This window comes from Polaromonas naphthalenivorans CJ2 (assembly GCF_000015505.1).
Taxonomy (GTDB): domain Bacteria; phylum Pseudomonadota; class Gammaproteobacteria; order Burkholderiales; family Burkholderiaceae_C; genus Polaromonas; species Polaromonas naphthalenivorans.
In genome coordinates, this window is record NC_008781.1 from 4,098,334 (window position 1) to 4,114,425 (window position 16,092).

At 66.0% G+C, this 16,092-nt stretch carries 18 protein-coding genes and 1 pseudogene; 10 read left to right on the plus strand and 9 right to left on the minus strand.

The window, feature by feature from the left end; all coding sequences use genetic code 11:
• Positions 1–217: 217 nt before the first annotated feature.
• Positions 218–2,308, plus strand: a complete 2,091-nt coding sequence (locus PNAP_RS25135) for a polysaccharide deacetylase family protein (protein WP_049763718.1) — start codon at positions 218–220, stop codon at positions 2,306–2,308.
• Between the two features lie 58 nt (positions 2,309–2,366).
• Here PNAP_RS25135 and pyrF read toward each other — a convergent pair whose 3' ends face one another.
• The 4 genes from pyrF to tsaB are packed head-to-tail and all read right to left on the minus strand — an operon-like array spanning position 2,367 to position 5,337.
• A complete protein-coding gene (gene pyrF, locus PNAP_RS19200; RefSeq protein ID WP_011803205.1) occupies positions 2,367–3,215 on the minus strand; it encodes an orotidine-5'-phosphate decarboxylase in 849 nt (282 codons plus the stop codon).
• 24 nt (positions 3,216–3,239) lie between these two features.
• On the minus strand, positions 3,240–4,040 hold the full coding sequence (locus tag PNAP_RS19205; RefSeq protein ID WP_011803206.1) for a uracil-DNA glycosylase family protein: 801 nt from the start codon (positions 4,038–4,040) through the stop codon (positions 3,240–3,242).
• Positions 4,041–4,056: 16 nt separating this feature from the next.
• The gene (rimI, locus tag PNAP_RS19210; RefSeq protein ID WP_011803207.1) at positions 4,057–4,551 is read right to left on the minus strand and encodes a ribosomal protein S18-alanine N-acetyltransferase; all 495 of its coding nucleotides are present in this window, start codon (positions 4,549–4,551) and stop codon (positions 4,057–4,059) included.
• A gap of 6 nt (positions 4,552–4,557) precedes the next feature.
• On the minus strand, positions 4,558–5,337 hold the full coding sequence (tsaB, locus tag PNAP_RS19215; protein WP_011803208.1) for a tRNA (adenosine(37)-N6)-threonylcarbamoyltransferase complex dimerization subunit type 1 TsaB: 780 nt from the start codon (positions 5,335–5,337) through the stop codon (positions 4,558–4,560).
• Between the two features lie 157 nt (positions 5,338–5,494).
• On the opposite strand from tsaB, the gene dacB reads away from it, so the two are divergent.
• From dacB to PNAP_RS19245, 6 genes and pseudogenes are all read left to right on the plus strand, one after another.
• A complete protein-coding gene (gene dacB / locus PNAP_RS19220) occupies positions 5,495–6,991 on the plus strand; it encodes a D-alanyl-D-alanine carboxypeptidase/D-alanyl-D-alanine endopeptidase (RefSeq protein WP_041376821.1) in 1,497 nt (498 codons plus the stop codon).
• Positions 6,988–7,089: pseudogene (locus PNAP_RS28345) on the plus strand (PQ-loop domain-containing transporter); the annotation flags it as partial. The gene dacB and the pseudogene PNAP_RS28345, both read left to right, overlap by 4 nt.
• Before the next feature lie 280 nt (positions 7,090–7,369).
• The gene (locus PNAP_RS19230; protein WP_041376822.1) at positions 7,370–8,212 is read left to right on the plus strand and encodes a transglutaminase-like domain-containing protein; all 843 of its coding nucleotides are present in this window, start codon (positions 7,370–7,372) and stop codon (positions 8,210–8,212) included.
• Positions 8,209–8,925 carry an N-formylglutamate amidohydrolase gene (locus PNAP_RS19235; protein ID WP_011803211.1) on the plus strand — a complete coding sequence of 239 codons (717 nt, stop codon included), beginning with the start codon at positions 8,209–8,211 and terminating at the stop codon, positions 8,923–8,925. Before PNAP_RS19230 ends, PNAP_RS19235 begins: the two co-directional genes overlap by 4 nt.
• Before the next feature lie 82 nt (positions 8,926–9,007).
• A complete protein-coding gene (locus PNAP_RS19240; RefSeq protein WP_011803212.1) occupies positions 9,008–9,352 on the plus strand; it encodes a zinc ribbon domain-containing protein YjdM in 345 nt (114 codons plus the stop codon).
• A gap of 73 nt (positions 9,353–9,425) precedes the next feature.
• Positions 9,426–9,695 carry a DUF3297 family protein gene (locus PNAP_RS19245; protein WP_011803213.1) on the plus strand — a complete coding sequence of 90 codons (270 nt, stop codon included), beginning with the start codon at positions 9,426–9,428 and terminating at the stop codon, positions 9,693–9,695.
• A gap of 19 nt (positions 9,696–9,714) precedes the next feature.
• Here the strand turns inward: PNAP_RS19245 and PNAP_RS19250 are convergent, their stop codons facing one another.
• Entirely contained in the window at positions 9,715–10,812 is a 1,098-nt protein-coding gene (locus tag PNAP_RS19250; protein ID WP_011803214.1) for an NAD(P)-dependent alcohol dehydrogenase, read from the minus strand.
• A 158-nt stretch (positions 10,813–10,970) separates the two neighbouring features.
• Here PNAP_RS19250 and PNAP_RS19255 point away from each other — a divergent pair, with 158 nt between their 5' ends.
• On the plus strand, positions 10,971–11,300 hold the full coding sequence (locus PNAP_RS19255; RefSeq protein WP_011803215.1) for a cupredoxin domain-containing protein: 330 nt from the start codon (positions 10,971–10,973) through the stop codon (positions 11,298–11,300).
• Positions 11,301–11,326: 26 nt separating this feature from the next.
• Positions 11,327–12,160 (plus strand): FTR1 family iron permease, encoded by an 834-nt coding sequence (locus PNAP_RS19260; RefSeq protein ID WP_011803216.1) that lies wholly within the window; start codon positions 11,327–11,329, stop codon positions 12,158–12,160.
• Here PNAP_RS19260 and PNAP_RS19265 read toward each other — a convergent pair.
• Positions 12,135–12,890 carry a ParB N-terminal domain-containing protein gene (locus PNAP_RS19265; RefSeq protein WP_011803217.1) on the minus strand — a complete coding sequence of 252 codons (756 nt, stop codon included), beginning with the start codon at positions 12,888–12,890 and terminating at the stop codon, positions 12,135–12,137. The two genes, PNAP_RS19260 and PNAP_RS19265, sit on opposite strands and share 26 nt — an antisense overlap.
• Before the next feature lie 133 nt (positions 12,891–13,023).
• On the opposite strand from PNAP_RS19265, the gene PNAP_RS19270 reads away from it, so the two are divergent.
• Positions 13,024–13,842, plus strand: a complete 819-nt coding sequence (locus PNAP_RS19270) for a tetratricopeptide repeat protein (protein ID WP_011803218.1) — start codon at positions 13,024–13,026, stop codon at positions 13,840–13,842.
• 59 nt (positions 13,843–13,901) lie between these two features.
• Here PNAP_RS19270 and PNAP_RS19275 read toward each other — a convergent pair whose 3' ends face one another.
• From PNAP_RS19275 to PNAP_RS19285, 3 genes are all read right to left on the minus strand, one after another.
• Positions 13,902–15,146, minus strand: a complete 1,245-nt coding sequence (locus PNAP_RS19275) for an extracellular catalytic domain type 1 short-chain-length polyhydroxyalkanoate depolymerase (RefSeq protein ID WP_011803219.1) — start codon at positions 15,144–15,146, stop codon at positions 13,902–13,904.
• Between the two features lie 58 nt (positions 15,147–15,204).
• The gene (locus tag PNAP_RS19280) at positions 15,205–15,627 is read right to left on the minus strand and encodes a CopG family transcriptional regulator (RefSeq protein ID WP_011803220.1); all 423 of its coding nucleotides are present in this window, start codon (positions 15,625–15,627) and stop codon (positions 15,205–15,207) included.
• 170 nt (positions 15,628–15,797) lie between these two features.
• On the minus strand, positions 15,798–16,016 hold the full coding sequence (locus tag PNAP_RS19285) for a SlyX family protein (RefSeq protein WP_041377475.1): 219 nt from the start codon (positions 16,014–16,016) through the stop codon (positions 15,798–15,800).
• Positions 16,017–16,092 lie beyond the last annotated feature (76 nt).

Here is a 16,092-nt window from a genome sequence, read left to right on the forward strand (position 1 = left end):
AGGCACTTCAATCGCGCATTCAAGGTACACACAAATGCTGTACCCGCAGGTTTAACCTGTAAAGCCATGTGTCATCACGTCTGGCAGACACGCCCGGCTATTTAAGATGTTCACGGAGCGTCTGTGGAGACGACAGCACCCTGTCTTTACGATGCAAAAAATTCCATGTTCACCGTTTCGTTCACTGTCGGCCCACGGCCTTCGGCTCTGCTTTTTAATGCTGCTGGCAGCCAGCCTGTCAGGCTGCGTTGATCGCAGTGCGTGTGTCGGCGCGGGCACCGGGCCGGCTTCGTCCTGCAAGCCCATTGCCCCGCTAGCGCTGGAGGGCGGCGTTGACCCCGGCCTGCTGCTTCTGCTGGTGCCTGAAGGTCAATCCCTGGCGCATGCGCAAGTCACGGCCTGGATGGACGCGGCCTCGGAAGAGGGCTTGCGCATGCAGGCCGTGACGGACCGGCAATTCCTGGCGCTGGGCGCCGATGCCCTGAAATATGCCGGCCTGGTGCTTCCCGACCAGCTGCATGCCATCGCCAGCAACGAACTGGTGCAGGCCCTGCGCGACTACACCACCGCAGGCGGGAACACCATGCTGGTGTACGACTTTGGCATCTTCACGCTGAACAGCCAGCAAAAGCCGATCTATGCCATTCCGACATCGCGGCTCAGCGACCTGGCGGGCGTGGATTACGCGCTGTATGACGACTTGCGTGAAAAAAGCACCGTCGTCGGGCCGGTCACGGCGATGCGCAGCACCATGCGCCAGTTGCAGGTTCCCCCGGGCAAATCCATCGCCTATGTCCCGGCCGGCCGGGCGCAAGGCGAGTCCGTGCCGGAGCCCGCGCCTGCCTTGCGGCCTGAAAGCGCCCTGCCACTGCCGCCTGGCGGCATGCTGCGCAGCGCGGCCGCGCCGGTGGACGTGCTCGATACCTACAGCGGCTACCTGCTCGGAAACCTGGTTTACTCCAGCTTTGTCACGGGCGGCGCCTTCAAGGGCAAGACCCTGGCGACATCGCCGCAGGCCGGCCTGGTGGCCGGGCTGAACCAGCTGGGCCGTGGCCAGGTGCTGTTCGTCAACCTGCCGCTGACCTATCTCAAGGTGGTGCGCACCGACGCCCAGCCGATGCACGGCTTTTTGCACTACTTCGGCTACAACGTGCTGCAGCTCGCGCACCTGTCGTCCGTGCCCCAGGGCATACCCGGCCTCACGCTGAACTGGCATCTGGACTCCTTCACCGCCCAGCAGCCGACGCTGACGCTGGAAAAACTCGGCGTCTTCGACGACGGGCCGTTTTCCATCGACATGACCGCCGGACCCGACGCGGTCACCATTGGCGACGGCAAGGGCTGGAACCTGGACAACAACAAGGTGGCGCAGGACATCCTGTGGCGCTTTGCGCGCAAGGGGCACGCCATCGGCAGCCATGGCGGCTGGAACCACGACTATTACGGGCTGAACGCCAGCGACACCAACCAGGGCACCTTCCTGCCCTACCTGGAAAAGAACCTGGAGTCGATCCGGCGCGCGGTCAGCCATCCCCTGCGGCCTTACCTGGGCCTGAACACGCCGGCTACCGCCGCGCCCCCGGCCCTGTTGCCGGCAGCACACAAGCTGGAGGCGCTGGCCGACGGCCATCTGGGGCAGCTGGTGCGGCAGTATTCGCCGCCGGTAGGCAACAACCCCACCTGGGCCATGGACTACCTGGAGCAGCAGGGCGTGGTGGGCGTTTATTTTGCCGGGCACACCGGGCTGGGCCCGACCCGGCAGTACCGTGACGGCCAGCTGCTCAACCCCAGGATATGGGTTTTTCCCGTGACGCCGGCGGGCAAATATGCCACCTTCGAGGAGTTCCAGACCAACAAGGTGCCCAGGCAGGAGGTCATTGACTGGTACCGCGACCTGGTGGACTTCACCATCAGCCAGCGCACCACACGCATGATCTACATGCACCCCAACGGCGCCAATGTCTGGCCCGATGTCTTGCAGAACCTGCTCGCCTATGCCAAATCCAGGGGCCAGGAAAATTTCAGGTGGTACACCATGCCGCGACTGGCCGATTTCATGACCGCCCGCCGGGAAGTCCAGTGGACGGAGCGGCGCGAGTCCGCCGGTGTGTCCGGGTTCGAAGCCAGCCACCCCGCCAGCCTGAATGAGATGGTCTGGCTGTTGCCCAAAACGCGCTATGCCTACCTGCCGGTCAGCGCCGACGGCAGCGCCACGGTCTTGGACCGGGGGACACACTGGGCGGTGCGGGCAGGCAACACCCGGCAGGTCAGGTTCACGGCACGCCTGAGGCTGGACGGAACTGACTGACAGCGCCAAGCCTGCGCCAAGCACTGGCCGCCGGCATGCTGGCGCTGGGCGAGGCGGATCAGGGCGTGGCCACGCGCAGCGAATCGGCGCGCGCAGCCTGCAGCACGTCGCGCGTCCTGAGCGCCTCGCGCCGCGCCGCGTCGGCAAAATCATCGCCTGACGAGGCATAAATAATCGCCCGCGACGAGTTGACGATGATCGGCGCGCCCGGCCGCCAGCCGGCGCGCACCGTGGCCGCCGCATCGCCGCCCTGCGCGCCCACGCCGGGAATCAAGAGGGGCAGCGTCGGCGCCACCGCCCGCACGCGCTCGATCTCGGCCGGATAGGTCGCGCCGACCACCAGCCCGAGCTGGCCGTTGAGGTTCCACGGGCCTTGCGCCAGGCGGGCGATATGTTCATACAGCAGCGGCTGGCCGTCCACCGACGCCAGGCGCTGGTTCTGCAGGTCGTCGCCGCCCGGGTTGGAGGTGCGGCACAGCAAGAAAGAGCCCTTGCCGTGGTACTTCAAATAAGGCGCGACCGAATCAAAGCCCATGAAGGGCGACAGCGTCACCGCATCGGCGCCGTAGCGCTCGAAGGCCTCAATGGCGTACTGCTCGGCGGTGCTGCCGATATCGCCGCGCTTGGCGTCGAGGATGACGGGAACCTGCGGCGCGACGCGGCGCATGTGCGCCATCAGGCGTTCCAGCTGGTCCTCGGCGCGATGGGCGGCGAAGTAGGCGATCTGCGGCTTGAAGGCGATCACCAGGTCGGCGGTCGCATCGACGATGGCGGCGCAGAAATCGTAGATTTTGCTGGCATCGCCCGCAAGCCGGCCGGGAAAGCGGGCGGGTTCCGGGTCCAGGCCGACGCACAGCATGGAGTGGTTCTGGCGTTCTGCGGCGCCGAGCATGTCGATAAAAGTCATGCCGGTATTGTAAGAAGCCCGCCTTCAGGCGCCGCGCGCCGCCAAGCCCATGGCCAGGCACAAATCGTCCCAGGCCTTGGCCTTGTCCTGCGGGCAGCGCAGCAGATAGGGCGCGTCATGGGTGACGACGGTAGGCCGGCCATGCAGCGCATGCGGCCGGCCGCGCAGCTTGCCGAAGGGCTCGCTGGACTGCAGCAGGGCCTGCGCGGCCAGCCGGCCCATGACCAGCACCACGTCGGGCCGCGCCTGCTCGACCAGCGCCAGCAGCGCGGCCGCCAACTCGTCCATCGCGCCCGAGACGGCCTGGCGCACCAGCGGCGCGAACAGCACCGCGCCGGCGTCCCGGTCCAGCCGGGCGGCGCGCAGCATGTTATCTAACAGGCGGCCGGCATCGCCCTCAAACACCGGCGCCTGCAGCGCGGCCGGCGGGCTCTGGGCCAGCACCAGCCAGCGCGCGCCGCCGGCCTTCGCGGTTTCGGCATACAGCAGTTGCGCCTGGCCGACGCGCCAGCAGGGCTGCGCGCCGGCGGCAGGGGCGGCTTCGGAAGGCGCAGCAGGATTCGGCGCAAGCGGTGGCGGGCTGGCGGGCCGGGCCGGCGCCGCCTCGCGCCTGACGATGGGCACGGCGGGCGCAACGGGAGCGGCAACGACCTTTTTTTCCTCAAAATGTTGATCAAACTGGCTGTTTGCGCTTGCTGTGCCTGCATGAGCAGCTATGACTTCAGTAGCAACCTGGATTTCGGCAACCGGCGCCAGCGGCTGCCAGACACGCACCCCCATTTCGCGCAGCATGGCGCGCTGGCGTGGGTCGAGGTTCATGCTCATGGCTGGACGCTTTTCATCAAAAAACTGACAGGGCCAGGCTCATCACGATGGCATCCTCGCCCCGGGGCAATGCCGCGCTGGCCGGGTAGTAGTTGCGGCGCGTGCCGACATGGCGAAAGCCGTGGCTTTCGTAAACCGACCGCGCGCGCGCGTTGCTGACCCGCACTTCCAGCCACAGCCACAGCGCGCCCTGCCCGCGCGACCAGACGCCCAGCGCGTCGAGCATCACCAGCGCCCAGCCCTGGCGCTGCCAGGCCGGCGCCACGGTGATGTTGAGCAGATGCACCTCGTCCACGCCCTTCATGGCGACAAAATAACCCAGCAGCTCGGGCTTTTCCGCGCTGCCCGCCGTCAGCAGCTGCGCCTGGTAGCCGGCCTGCAGCGAGTCCAGGAAATTGCGCTCGCTCCACGGTTGCGGGTAAGCGCTTTGCTCCACCCGCAGCACCGCCGGCAGCCAGTCGGGCGTCATGGGTTCAAAGCGGGCTTCAAGGGGCTGGAATGCTGCATTCATAAGCGCTCAGCTTTCAAGCGGGATGACCGGCGCGGCAAGGGCGGCCTGGGCGTCGGCCTTGATTTGCGCGCGTTCGTCGGTGGTCTGGGCAACCTTGTCGCGCACATACAGCGGCAGGGCCAGGGCGGCCTCGATGCACTGCCCGGCGGCGGCCAGCGCGGGCGCCAGCCGCAGCAGCGCGGTGGCGGCCGGATAGGCTTCGATGCAGGGCAGCGCGGCCACGGCGGCGGGCAGACGGCCGGCATAGACGCCGAACACATTGCCGGCCAGCAGCCGCGCCGATGCCCCGGGCACCAGGTTTTCGGGCCGGATCAGCTCGCAGTCCTTGATGGACGTGTACCCGCCGCTACGGAATTCATAGCTCTGCACATACATCTCGTCCATGCGGGCATCGAGCAGCGCGGTGATGGTGAAAGGCGCATCGCCCGAAGCCATGGCCCCGGCCTGCTGGAAGCGCGCCTCCTCGGCCACGGCCATCAGCGTGTCGATGGGCAGCACCGGAATGCCCGCGCCGTGGTTGGCGCCAAAGGCCAGGCCCTGCGCCACCGCGCAGGCGGTGCGCAGGCCGGTGAACGAGCCCGGCCCGCGGCCAAAAGCGATGGCATCCATCTCGCCCAGGCCCATGCCGGACTCGGCCAGCAGCGCCAGAATCGCCGGGATCAAGGTGGTCGAGGCCTGCGCCCCGCCCGGGCCGCTGTGCTGCCAGACGCGCGCGCCGTCGGTCACGGCGACCGACATGCGGTCGGTGCTGGTGTCAAACGCGAGGAATTTAAGAGGTTTAGGCATCAAATAAGGCTTTTACGCATGCTGGTCAAGCGCAAGCAGCTATCAAAATCATAGTCATTCAATCGGCATGCCGCGCCAGCCCGCAGGCGGTCGGCGTCACGCATCCAGCGATTATCCGGCCTGCCAGCGCGCCCGGCCGGCAACTGATAATCGCCGCATGCTTTTGACCCCCTTCCCGGCCCGATTCACCGCGCGCCTGACCGCCGGCCTGCTGGCAGCGTTGGCCAGCCTGTCCGCCAGCGCCCAAACCCTGCCGCCCGAAGTCGATGCCCTGCTGGCGCGTGCCAAGGTGCCGCGCGAGGCCTTCGCCGCCGTGGTCGTCGATGCCGCACCGGCCATCAACGGCAGGGCCGCGCCGCTGCTCAGCTGGCGCGCCGGCAGCGCCATGAACCCCGCGTCGGTCATGAAGCTGGTCACGACCTATGCCGGGCTGGAACTGCTCGGCCCGGCCTACACCTGGAGCACGCCGGTCTATGCCGACGGCCCGATTGCCAATGGCGTGCTGTCCGGCAACCTCATCATCCAGGGCCGGGGCGACCCCAAGCTGGTGATGGAGCGGCTGTGGCTGCTGCTGCGCCGGGTGCAGGGCTTGGGCATCAAGACCATCACAGGCGACATCCTGCTCGACCGCAGCGCCTTTGCGGCGTCAACGCAACACCCCGGCGACTTCGACGGCGAGGCGCTGCGCCCCTACAACGTGCAACCCGATGCGCTGCTGCTCAACTACAAGTCGGTGGTGATGACGTTTGCGCCGAATCCGGGCAGCGGCAGCGCCAGCATCAGCTACGACCCGCCGCTGGCCGGCGTGCGGATGCAGCCCGGCGTGCCGCTGTCGGCGGGAAGCAACGGCCGCGCTGGTCTGGCCGAATGCGGCGACTACCGGGCGCAGCTCCAGCCCGACTTTGCCGACCCGCTGCGCATGGCCTTTGCCGGCAGCTACCCGGCGGCCTGCGGCGAGAAGGTCTGGGCCATCGCCTACCCCGACCCGGCCAGCTATGCGCAGCGGGCGATTGCCGGGCTGTGGCAGGAAATGGGTGGCACGCTGGGCGGACAGGTCAGGGATGGCGTGGCCCCGCCCGGATTGGCGCCGGCGTTCGAGATGGAATCGGCGTCGCTGGCCGAAATCATCCGCGACATCAACAAGTTCAGCAACAACGTGATGGCGCAGCAGCTGTTCCTGACGCTCAGCCTGCAGCGCCCGGGCGGCGCCAGCAACGAGGCTTCGCGCGAGGCGGTGCGCGGTTGGTGGCAGGGCCGTTTTGGTGCGCAGAACGGCGGGCCGGGCAATGCCCCGGACATGCCGGTGCTGGACAACGGCTCGGGCCTGTCGCGGCTGGAGCGCGTCACGCCACAGGGCCTGGCGCGCATGCTGCAGACCGCCTATGTCTCGGGCGCCATGCCCGAGCTGATGGCCTCGCTGCCGATCAGCGGCGTCGATGGCACCTTGAAGCGCAGCAAGTCGCAGGTCTCGCAGGGCTGGGCGCACCTGAAGAGCGGCACCCTGCGCGACGCCACCGCGCTGGCCGGCTACGTGCACACGCCCAGCGGCCGGCGCCTGGTGGTGGTCGGCATCGTCAACCACGCCAACGCACCGGCGGCGCGGCCGGCGCTCGAAGCGCTGGTGGACTGGGCCGTCAAGGAAGGCAGCCGGTGAACCTGATCGACCTCATCGGCTCGCTGGCCGCATGCCTGACCACCGCGAGCTTTGTGCCGCAAGCCTGGCTCAGCTTCAAGACCCGCGATGTCAGCGGCGACCCGCAGCCAAATAGCGCGCCCGGACAGGCTTGGGGCACGATTCATGCGTGTCCGCTTTCCGTGTCAAACACCGGAAATGGCTGAATGCGGAAGCGGTTGCGGCATTTTTCCGCCACCTAGGGTTTTCCCACCCCAACAATCTCCTGTTTCTGACGCCTGCACGGCGCCAGCGACGATAGCGCCATCACGCGCCGACCCGCACATTTAAGGCAATGGACCCGGCTGAACCGGGAACATGCCGTTACGCCCCAACCACTTTTCTGGCTGCGCACATCCTATGTATATCAAAATCGGTTTCGACATCCAGCTTGCCATCACCTCGCCCATGGCGCTCATCTATGTGCTGCATGTGCATCCGTCGCGGCGCGATGACCTGATGGCGCCGGAGGTCGTCATGGTCGAACCCGCCCTGCGGGTGGACGAATACCTGGACGCCTTCGGCAACCAGTGCGGGCGGGTCAATGCGCTGGCCGGTGTCAGCGAGGTGCGCTTTCACAGCGCGTCGATCATTCGCGACTCGGGCTTGCCTGACGAGGTGAACCTGGCGGCCTGGCAGCATGACCCGACAGAGCTTCCGCCCGCGACGCTGCAGTTTTTGCTGCCCAGCCGCTACTGCGAGGTGGACAGCGAACTGCTGCAGTTCGCCTGGAACCAGTTCGGGCAGACGCCGCCGGGCTGGGCGCGGGTGCAGGCGATCTGCGACTTCGTGCACCAGCACATCCGCTTCGACTACAGCGCGGCCCGCGCCACGCGCACCGCCGTCGAAGGCTGGCGCGAGGGCACCGGCGTGTGCCGCGACTTCACGCACCTGGCGGTCACGCTGTGCCGCTGCATGAACATCCCGGCCCGCTACTGCACCGGCTACCTGGGCGACATCGGCATTCCCCCCGTGCCTTACCCGATGGACTTCAGCGCCTGGTTCGAGGTGTTTCTGGGCGGCCGCTGGTACACCTTTGACGCGCGCCACAACACGCCGCGCATCGGGCGCGTGGTGATGGCGCGCGGCCGCGATGCCGGCGACGTGCCGATCACGATGTGCTTTGGCGTGAACACGCTGAAAAAATTCGAGGTCACGACCTACGAGGTCGATGTGTACGGCAACCCGGTGCAGACGGTGTGAATCCCGGCGACGCGCTCATCATCACCTGCGAGCACGGCGGGCACGAGGTGCCGGCGGCCTACGCGCCCCTGTTCGCGGACCATGAAGCCCTGCTGAAGACGCATCGCGGCTGGGATCCGGGGGCGCTAGAACTCGCGCAGCAGATGGCCCAGGCGCTGGATGCGCCGCTGTTCGCGGCCACCACGACCCGCTTGCTGATCGACCTGAACCGCTCGATAGGCCACCGGCAACTGCATTCGGAAGCCACGCGCGCCCTGGCGCGTTCGACCCGGAGCGACATCGCCGCACGCTATTACCGGCCGCACCGCGACGCGGTGGAAGCGGAAGTCGCCTGCCGGATTGCCGCAGGCCAGCGCGTGCTGCATGTCGCGTCGCACAGCTTCACGCCCGAACTCCATGGCGTGGTGCGGCAGGCCGACGTGGCCTGGCTGTATGACCCGAGGCGCGCCGGCGAAGGCGTCCTGGCGTCGCGCTGGCTGGGCGCATTGAGGCAGCGCCGGCCCGAACTGAAACTGCGCCGCAACTATCCGTATGAAGGCAAGGGCGACGGCCTGACCGCGCTGCTGCGCAAGCGCCACGCGCCTGAGCAGTATGTCGGCATTGAACTGGAGGTCAACCAGCGCTTTGTCATCGAGGGCGGCGAGGCATGGACAGCATTGCGCGCCGACATCATTCAGGCACTGGCCGATGCGCTGGCGCTGACGGAACGGTGAAGACAAGGCCGGAAAAGCACCCGGCCCAAGCCATGGCGGATACTCTGAATCCGTTAAAACCCTCAGAAAACCGAGAAACCCCATGACCACAGCCCCCGCCTGCCCCCAATGCACGATGGAAAACACCTACCCGGACGGTGAAAACTACGTCTGCGCCGACTGCGGCCACGAGTGGCCCATGGCCGCAGCCGCCCTTGACGCCGACGACAGCGACGATGCGGTGGTCAGGGATTCCAACGGCAACGTGCTGGCCGACGGCGACGCCGTGGTGCTGATCAAGGACCTGAAGGTCAAGGGTTCATCGACCACGCTCAAGATGGGCACCAAGGTCAAGAGCATCCGCCTGGTCGGCGGCGACCACGAGGTGGACTGCAAAATGGACGCCGGCAGCTTCATGCTCAAGGCCTGCTTCCTGAAAAAGGTTTGAGACGGGGACAAGTTCCGGATCATGGAAAATCGACCCCCATTCGCGCTATTCGCGTTAACTCAAAAAGATACCCATGAACGAAGCCACTTCACTCCCCGCCCTGCCCGACCGCCTGTCCGTTGACCCGCGCAGCCCCCATCATGTCGCCGCCGTGTTCGAGCGTGACGTGGGGATTTTGCTGAACGGCAAGGAGCGTTTGAATGTCGAGGAATACTGCATCAGCGAAGGCTGGATCAAGGTGGCCGCCGGCAAGACGCTGGACCGCAAGGGCCGCCCGCTGCTGATCAAGCTCAAAGGCGTGGTCGAAGCGTTTTACCGCGACGGTGCAGGTTCAGCCCCTTAGCCGCCTCTCGCAGCCCGGCTCACGGCTTGATCGCGATCTTGAGCACACCGTCGCGCTGGTGGGCAAACAAGTCGTAGGCGGCGGCGATGTTCTCCAGCCTGTACTGGTGCGTGACCATCACGCCCAGGTCAATCCGGCCGGACGCCACCACATTCATCAGCCGGCGCATGCGTTCCTTGCCGCCGGGACATAGCGCAGTCCTGATGGTGTGGTCGCCCAGCCCGGCGGCAAAGGCGGACAGCGGGATTTTCAAGTCACTCGAATACACGCCCAGGCTGGACAGCGTGCCGCCGGGCTTGAGCACGCGCAGCGCCGACTCGAAGGTGGCCTGCGTGCCGAGTGCCTCGATTGATGAATCGGCGCCCCGCCCGCCGGTGAGCTTCATGATTTCATCAACCACATCGCAGTTGTTGAAGTTGAGCGTCACGTCGGCGCCCATTTTTTTCGAAATGCCAAGGCGGTGGTCGTTACCATCGACGGTGATGATGGTGCTGGCGCCCAGCAACCGCGCGCCGGCGGTGGCGCACAGGCCAATCGGCCCCTGCGCGAACACCACCACGGTGTCGCCGATTCGGATGTTGGCGTTTTCCGCGCCCTTGAATCCGGTGGACATGATGTCCGGGCACATCAGCACCTGCTCGTCACTCAGGCCGTCGGGAATCGGCGCCAGATTGGCCTGGGCGTCGGGCACCAGCACGTACTCGGCCTGCGTGCCGTCGATCAGGTTGCCAAAGCGCCAGCCGGCGGTGGCCTTGTAGCCGTGGCAGCCGCACAGGCCCATGGGCACCAGGTAGCTGCCGTCCTGCGATGGCGCGCCGTCCTGGGCGGCGTAGGAGTTGAAGTTGGGGCAGATGGCGCCGGCAATCACGCGCTGGCCTTCGCTGTAACCCTGCACGGCGCTGCCGAGCTTTTCGATCACGCCCACGGGCTCGTGGCCAATCGTCAGCCCCTTGGCGACGGGGTACTCGCCCTTGAGGATGTGGACATCGGTGCCGCAGATGGTGGTGGTGGTGATGCGCACCAGGGCATCGTTGGGGCCGACATCGGGGATGCGCTTGTCGACAATCTCGATGCGGCCGGGCTCGACAAACACGGCGGCTTTCATCATAGCGGGCATGGGCACTCCTTGGGTTGCGAGCAGGGCTCGTGAACCCAGTCTATCGCGCATGGCTGCCGGGCAGGCGGCGCACCCGACCGCATATTGATCAAGGTCAACGCTTTCACGAACTCGCCATTTATAATGAGAACCATTATCATTAAATTTGGGAAATTAAAATGAAACGCCTGCTGTCCATTGCCCTGTTGTCGTTTGCGGCCACCACGGCTTTTGCCGCCGCTGATGAATTCACCCTGACGATCAAGGATCACGCCTTCGAGCCCAAGGAGATCACGATTCCCGCCGGGAAAAAAATCAAGCTGCTGGTGGTGAACAAGGATGCCACCCCCGCTGAGTTTGAAAGCAAGCCGCTGGGCCGCGAGAAAGTCATTGCGGGCAACTCCACCGGCACCGTCAACATTGGCCCCCTGAAGCCTGGCCGCTATCCGTTCGTCGAGGAATACCACGAGAACGATGCCGCCGCGCAAGGCACCATCGTCGTCAAATAAGCCTCCACGCCCTTCCGGAATCCGCCATGTTCGCCGCCGCACTCATCGTTTTTCGTGAATCACTGGAAGCTTCGCTGATCATCAGCATCATGGCCGCCGCCACGCTCGGGATTGCCTCTCGCGGGCGCTGGATAGCCGCCGGAATACTTGCCGGGCTCGCGGGCGCGGCGCTGGTGGCGTCGAGCATGGGGCTGATTTCCGACATGGCCAGCGGCGTCGGCCAGGAACTGTTCAATGCCGGCATCCTGATCCTGGCCGTGGGCATGCTGGCCTGGCACAACATCTGGATGTCGATTCATGGCCGCGAAATGGCCGCGCAGGCCAAGAGCACCGCGCGCGCCATCCATGACGGCAGCCGCGAGCGTTCCGTGATCTTCATGGTGGTGGCCCTGGCCGTCCTGCGCGAAGGCTCGGAGACGGTGCTGTTTCTCTACGGCCTGGCCACCAGCAGCGAAGACGGGCTGCGCAACACCGTTGGCGGCGGGCTTAGCGGCCTGGCGGCGGGCCTGCTGGTCGGCGGCCTGCTGTACGCGGGGCTGCTGCGCATTCCGTTGCGCTGGTTTTTCTCGATCACCGGCGTCTTCGTCTTGTTGCTGGCCGCCAGCATGGCTTCGCAGGCCGCCCGCTTCCTGATCCAGGCCGATCTGCTGCCCAGCCTTGGCGCGCCGCTGTGGGACAGTTCGGGCCTGCTGTCGCAGACCTCGGCGGCCGGAACCCTGCTGCACGGACTGATCGGCTACGAAGCACAGCCGGCGGGCATGCAGATTGTGTTTTACGTGGCGGTCGTGCTGGCCATCACGGCCGGCATGCGCTGGGTGAATTCGCGCGGCCCCGTCAGGAATTCAGCCCAGCCAGCCTAGCTTTCAGCGCCGCGTTCTCGGCGCTGAGTTCGGTGATGGTCTGCCTGAGCCGGGCAATCACGCCTTCGGGCGATTCGGGCTCGGTGCGGGCCACGGCCTTGCTTTCACGCACCTGCCGGGCGGCCTGCTGAAGCTCTTTCTTGCCGCCGGCGACCGCCGCCACCTGCGCGTCAAACGGCAGCGATGCCACGGTGGCCGCCGCGTTGATCGAAATCGTTCCCGACTTCACGGCCGCCACCAGTTCGGGCGCGGCCGACTTCTGGATCTTTTCAATCTGGTTGATGGTGTTGTTGCTGATGCGCGCCGACTTGGCGATGGCGTCGCGGGTTGGCACCGGCTCGGGCTTTGCCTCGCCCGGCGCAGCTTCGGCAACAGAAGCGGACGGCTCGCCAGGCGCTGGCTGCACGCGCGCGGTCAGGATGTCCTTCTTGCGCAGGGCCAGCACGCCGCGCTGGAAATCGGACACGCTGCGCCGGCCCAGGTGCTGGTCGATCATCCACAGATGCACATCGTCCAGCGACTTGAAGCGGGTGTTCTGCACGGTGTTGAAAGGGATGCCGTGCTGGGTGCAGATGCGGTGGCGGTTGTGGCCATCGACCAGCATATCGCCCCACAGCACCAGGGCATCGCGGCAGCCCTCGGCCAGCAGGCTGCGCTCCAGGGCTTCGTTTTCCTCCGGGGTCAGTGGGTCGATGTAGGCAAGCAGTTCTTCGTTGACCGTGATGTTCATGGCGGGGCAGACAGGTAGGGATTGACAGGGGGCGCCATTCTATAAGTGATTTTCCGCACTGAAATGGACACGGCCTCCTAGAATCGGCAACCCGCACCTCGAACCCTTGGCTTTTTTGACAGGAATCCATGCCATGAACTTTTCTGCGTTCAAAAAAATCCTGGCCAGCCAGGTGCTGCTGATGTCAGCTTTTGCCGCACAGGGCCAGGACAGCACGGCCGAGGACTGGCTGCGCAACCCGTCCATGGGCAATTACAAGGCTTATGCCGAGTTCAAGATGGCGCATTACGCCGAGGCCCGCCATATCTGGGAAACGCTTGCGGGCGTGGGCAATGCGGATGCGCTGTTCAATCTGGCCATCCTGGCGGAAGATGGCCTGGGCGAGCCCAGGGATCTCAGGAGGGCGGAGGCCCTTTACGTGACAGCGGCCAACGCGGGCGGCTTCAAGGCTCAGTACCGGCTTGGCATGCTCTACAGCACGGGCGGCGCCATCGACAAGGATCTGGCCAAGGCGCGCCAGTACCTGAGCCTTGCCGCAGCCCACGGCGACAAGGATGCCATCGAACGGCTGGCATCGCTGGACCAGCCGGAGCGCCCGCCCGGCACGTTTGAGGAAGCCGAAATACTGGCCAGCACGGGCAGGCATGCCGAAGCGGCGGTGCTTTATAAGCGCGCGGCCGACAGCGGCAACCTGGCTGCGCGCACCCGGCTGGCCTGGATGTACGAGGCAGGCCGCGGCGTGGAACGTGATCTGGGGCAGGCGGCTCAATTCTTCATGCAGTCTGCGCAGGCCGGCAATGCCGAAGCGCAGTACGCGACAGCCGTCATGTACCGCACAGGTCGCGGACAGCCCAAAGACCGCGAACAATCCCTGCGCTGGCTCAAGCGCGCCGCTGAACAGAAATACCCCGCCGCCATGGCTGCCCTGGCGGCTGAAACCGACAACAGGTAGGGGGCTTTCGTGACACATCGGGCGCCTTGCTGATTGCCTGTTTTCTGGCGCAGCGCCCCTCAATGCTTCGCGGGCAGCGTGTTCGCCAGGAAGAAGCGCAGCATCTCCTCGCTGGCATCGGGGCCTGCGCCATCGGTGTACGAGCCCTGCGCGCTGCCGCCTGACCAGGCGTGGCCGGCGCCATGCACGGCCCAGTGTTCGGCCACGACCCGGCCATCAGCCTGCTTGTAGATGCGCTGCGTGTAGTCGCGGCCGTTGGGGCTGCGCGCGCGTTTTTGTTCCGGCCTTGAAGCGCCCGCGCTGGCGGCCACCACATGCTCGCCATTGGCCGGATTGACGGTGGCGTCCTTGTCGCCGTGAAAGACGATGGTCGGTGGGCTGGCAGCGGTTCGTGCGCCGGGGGCCGCGCCGGTCTGCATCACGCCGAGCGCGGTCTGCACATTGGTCGCCGAGCCGGTGGGCAGGCCCGAATGCACGCCGACGGCGGCAAACAGATCGGGGTAGGCGTCACCCAGGATCGCCGCCATGGCGCCGCCGGCCGACAGGCCCGCCACATAGACGCGCTGCGGGTCGATGTTGTAGCGGCTCATCACGTCACGCGTCATGCCGGCCAGCAGCGCCGGCTCGCCCCGGCCGCGCTTTTGGTGGTTGTGCTTGAACCAGTTCCAGCAGCGCGACGAATTGGCGTGCTGCGTCTGCGCCGGGTAGAGCACGTAGAAACCGCGCTGGAGCGCTGCCTCGTTCATCTTGGTGCCGGCGGCAAAGTCGTCGGGGTTCTGGGTGCAGCCGTGCAGCATCACGACCAGCGGCAGCGGCTCGGCAAAGGACGCCGGTGGAATGTAGAGCTTGTACTCGCGCGTGCCGGCCGCGCCTTCGGTGTGGCTGCCGCTGATGAACTGGCCGGATGGTCCGGGCTTGACGGTCTGGGCCGGCTTTTGCGGTGCCGGCGCTGCGCGGCCGACTTCATGCGCCTCCACGTCGATGATGTTCAGGTCGTCGTCAACGCTTGCAGGCAGGGCGGCGCCACCGAGCGCGGCCTGGATGGCGGCGGTGGCCGCCTGCAGGTTGCCGCTGCGCATCAGGCGGGTGGCCTCGGCCATGGAGTTCTGGAAGGCCGGGTTGTTCAGGGAATTCATTGCATTGGCCGGGTTGGCCGGGTTTTTTGGCGCGGCCGCCAGCAGTTGCAGCATGGGCGCGCCGCCGCCCCCTTCGTGGCGCTGGCTGGCTGCAGCCATGGCTTGCTGGATGGCGCCCTGCGCCACGCGCGAAGCTTCGGACAGGATGCGTTCAAGGTTCGGGTTCATGGTGTTTCCTTTCAGGAAAACGGGTGGGAGAACTTGGGAATCGACAAAAAACAAAAAATCAGCGGATGCGGCCGGCCAGCGCCGCCTTCACGGCCGGGCTGGCATGCAGCGCGCCCAGCACCACCACCGAGTCGATGGCGGCCAGCGCCAGTTCCGGGGTGACATCGAGCGCGATGGTGGCCAGGCCGAGGACGCGGATCTGCAGGGCTTCGCCCGACGCCTGGACGGCGCGCAGGTCGGCGGCGGAGAAATGCTGGATGCCGAGCACCAGCGTCTTGCGCGCCACCACCTGCCTGACCACCTCGGAGTGGGTCGTCAGCTGGTTGCGGATGGCGGTGCGGATCAGGTCGGTGCGGTTGGCATAAAAGCCCTCCTGCACCAGCAGGTCGATCTGGCCGAGATCGACATAGCCCAGGTTGATGGTGATTTTTTCGTCGGCCGGCTTGAGGGCGGCGGCATGGCTGGCGGTTTTAGGTGGCATGGCGCCATCTTATAACCATCCAAGTGGATGGTCTATGGATGTTTCAACTGTTTACATCCGGCAAACCAGCGCTTTCATTTGCTACGTTATTTATAGCTGTATGCGCTTATGGAATATGCGCAAAAGCCATATTTCATCATTAATTTTCAGAAAAATAGCGTGCGGCGCGCTCAATAATGCGGCGGCAGGTCGTCGCCGGCCCGGCTGAACACGCCACTGCCCGCGTCCGGAATCTGCTGCCGGAGCTGGGCAACTTCGCGCAGCAGTGCGTCGATTTGCTGCTGCTGGCGGATGATGACCTGGTTCAGCTGGTCCAGAAGGTCTTCGTTGAAGCTGGCCTTGATTTCCAGATCGGTCAGGCGGTGGTCGATGGCGTCGTTGGAGTGCATGCGGCTATTGGACACGAGTCGGGGGCGCGGCTGGCGTCGGAAACCCTGACCCTGACCAGGGAAAAACCAGGGGAAA

Coding starts and splice junctions, on each gene's coding strand:
- PNAP_RS25135 (WP_049763718.1), top strand. CDS start 218: ATGCTGCTGGCAGCCAGCCTGTCAGGCTGCGTTGATCGCAGTGCGTGT.
- pyrF (WP_011803205.1), bottom strand. CDS start 3,215: ATGACTTTTATCGACATGCTCGGCGCCGCAGAACGCCAGAACCACTCC.
- PNAP_RS19205 (WP_011803206.1), bottom strand. CDS start 4,040: ATGAGCATGAACCTCGACCCACGCCAGCGCGCCATGCTGCGCGAAATG.
- rimI (WP_011803207.1), bottom strand. CDS start 4,551: ATGAATGCAGCATTCCAGCCCCTTGAAGCCCGCTTTGAACCCATGACG.
- tsaB (WP_011803208.1), bottom strand. CDS start 5,337: ATGCCTAAACCTCTTAAATTCCTCGCGTTTGACACCAGCACCGACCGC.
- dacB (WP_041376821.1), top strand. CDS start 5,495: ATGCTTTTGACCCCCTTCCCGGCCCGATTCACCGCGCGCCTGACCGCC.
- PNAP_RS19230 (WP_041376822.1), top strand. CDS start 7,370: ATGTATATCAAAATCGGTTTCGACATCCAGCTTGCCATCACCTCGCCC.
- PNAP_RS19240 (WP_011803212.1), top strand. CDS start 9,008: ATGACCACAGCCCCCGCCTGCCCCCAATGCACGATGGAAAACACCTAC.
- PNAP_RS19245 (WP_011803213.1), top strand. CDS start 9,426: ATGAACGAAGCCACTTCACTCCCCGCCCTGCCCGACCGCCTGTCCGTT.
- PNAP_RS19250 (WP_011803214.1), bottom strand. CDS start 10,812: ATGCCCGCTATGATGAAAGCCGCCGTGTTTGTCGAGCCCGGCCGCATC.
- PNAP_RS19255 (WP_011803215.1), top strand. CDS start 10,971: ATGAAACGCCTGCTGTCCATTGCCCTGTTGTCGTTTGCGGCCACCACG.
- PNAP_RS19260 (WP_011803216.1), top strand. CDS start 11,327: ATGTTCGCCGCCGCACTCATCGTTTTTCGTGAATCACTGGAAGCTTCG.
- PNAP_RS19265 (WP_011803217.1), bottom strand. CDS start 12,890: ATGAACATCACGGTCAACGAAGAACTGCTTGCCTACATCGACCCACTG.
- PNAP_RS19270 (WP_011803218.1), top strand. CDS start 13,024: ATGAACTTTTCTGCGTTCAAAAAAATCCTGGCCAGCCAGGTGCTGCTG.
- PNAP_RS19275 (WP_011803219.1), bottom strand. CDS start 15,146: ATGAACCCGAACCTTGAACGCATCCTGTCCGAAGCTTCGCGCGTGGCG.
- PNAP_RS19280 (WP_011803220.1), bottom strand. CDS start 15,627: ATGCCACCTAAAACCGCCAGCCATGCCGCCGCCCTCAAGCCGGCCGAC.
- PNAP_RS19285 (WP_041377475.1), bottom strand. CDS start 16,016: ATGCACTCCAACGACGCCATCGACCACCGCCTGACCGATCTGGAAATC.